We start from the raw sequence: 2,044 nt of genomic DNA, 5'->3' as shown, positions 1-2,044 counted from the left end.
CGGGAAGGACGACCACGTATACCTACGACACCCAGGGCAACCAGCTGAGCCAGACCGTCACAGATACCGCTACCAATGTGGCACGGACCGCCAGCTGGACCTACGTCCCCAGTGGAAGTGCACAAGGCTTGGTGGCGACCCAGAGCGTCAACGGCGCCGTCCGCCAGACCTACGCCTACTATGGCAGTAACAGCTTCAGCGGAGCTGTGTCCAATGGAGACCCCGAGTGGAACCGCGTCAGCTTGCTGCTCAACGGCACTGGTGCGGCCGGCTCGCCCATCGTGGACAGCAGTCTGTCACCCAGACCCTTGACAGTGTCGGGTAATGCGCAGATCAGCACGGCCCAAAGCAAATTTGGCAGTAGTTCAATTTACTTTGACGGCGCAAGCTCCTATATCTCGACACCCGCCGCAGGATCCTTCCAGTTTGACGCGGGAAACTTCACCGTTGAAAGCTGGGTCTATCAAGCAAACAACACCACGGGCTATGCGTCGGGAATTCAAAGCATCGTGGGCCAGTACCAACTGGGTGTGAATGGAAACGCCAGCTTTGGATTGCTCACTATTGGAGGTTACCCCCAGGCAGCGTTCTTCGCTGGTAGCTCACTGGTTGCAGTTATCAATGCGCCCAATGCGCTACCCCTGAACACCTGGAACCATCTGGCCGCAGTGCGCAATGGCAACCTGGTGACCCTCTACGTCAACGGCGTGAGTGTTGGCTCTGCGGCTCTTTCCGTCAGCCTGAATACTTCTTCACGCAATGTTGCCATCGGTGCCGACTCGATCGGCGCTGGTGGCTGGAATGGGTACCTCTCTGATTTGCGGATCACCAAGGGATTTGCGCGGTACACCACCAACTTCACACCACCGGCACAGGCCTTCCCCAATAGCGGACCCATCACCATTGACCCAAATGCGGTAGGCCACACAGCAGGCGATCTCCAGTCGATCACCAATGCAGCAGGCCACGTGACCCAGTTCACGCTGTACGACAGGGCAGGGCGTGTGCGACAGATGGTCGACCCCAAAGGCATCGTCACAGACATGAGCTACACGCCTCGAGGCTGGGTCAGCAGCGTGACAGTCACCCCGCCGGGCGGAGCAGCCCGCACCACCAGCTACACCTACGACAACGCCGGCCAGCTGACAGGCGTCACGCTGCCCGACAACAGCACCATGAGCTACAGCTACGACGCCGCACAGCGCCTGACGGGTGTGACGGACGCCAAAGGCAACACCRTCASCTACACCCTGGACGCYATGGGCAACAAGACMGGCGARCAGGTCAARGACCCMYMGGGCAAYCTGCAAAGAAACATYACCCGGGTGTATGACGCCTTGAACCGGGTCCARCAASTCACGGGAGCGAGCAATTGAACACCACAACAACCATCACCCMARCAGGAGGTCGCATGMGCAGCCCTAGTTCCACCAGAGCCGTCACCACCTGGCTCAGCCGCCTGGCACTGCTCATCGCCCTGGCTCCGGTCCTGGCGCTGGCCGCCACCCCCACGACCACAGCGCTTTCAAGCAGCGCAGGGACTGCGCCGGTCGGCCAGAACATCACCTTGACCGCCATCGTCACAGGCGCCAGTCCCACCGGCAACGTCACCTTCAAGGATGGTGGAACCACTCTGGGCAGCGGCGCCGTGACAGGCGGCGTGGCAACGCTTGCCACCAACGCCCTAGCCCTGGGCAGCCATGCCTTAAGCGCCGACTACGCAGGCGATACCAACAACGACCCTTCCACATCTGGCTCCATCACCGTCGCCATCAACAGCGGCACCCTGACCTGGCAATACGGCTACGACGCCATGGGCAGGCCCACCACCGTGGTCGATCCCAATGGTCTTGCCAGCTACACCTACTACGACAGCCTGGGCCGCCCCATCCAGACCCAGCAGCCCGCCAACACCGGAAGTGCGACGCCGACCACCACCGGCTTCGCCTACAACGCCAATGACAACCTGACCCAGGTCACCGACCCCCGCAACCTCGCCACCACTTACAGCCCCAACGGCCTGGGCGATGTCACAGCGCAGACC

The 2,044-nt window shown here is 61.4% G+C and carries 2 protein-coding genes; both read left to right on the top strand.

Annotation, left to right across the window (positions count from 1 at the left end):
• On the top strand, window positions 1-1,376 hold a 1,376-nt coding region (locus AC1DWI_RS20960; protein WP_477725660.1), incomplete at its 5' end, for a LamG domain-containing protein.
• A 35-nt stretch (window positions 1,377-1,411) separates the two neighbouring features.
• Window positions 1,412-2,044: Ig-like domain-containing protein (locus AC1DWI_RS20955; protein WP_477725659.1), on the top strand; the 633-nt coding region annotated here is incomplete at its 3' end.

This window comes from Polaromonas sp. P3_C2 (assembly GCF_056402675.1).
This window is presented reverse-complemented; position numbering and strand designations above follow the sequence as displayed.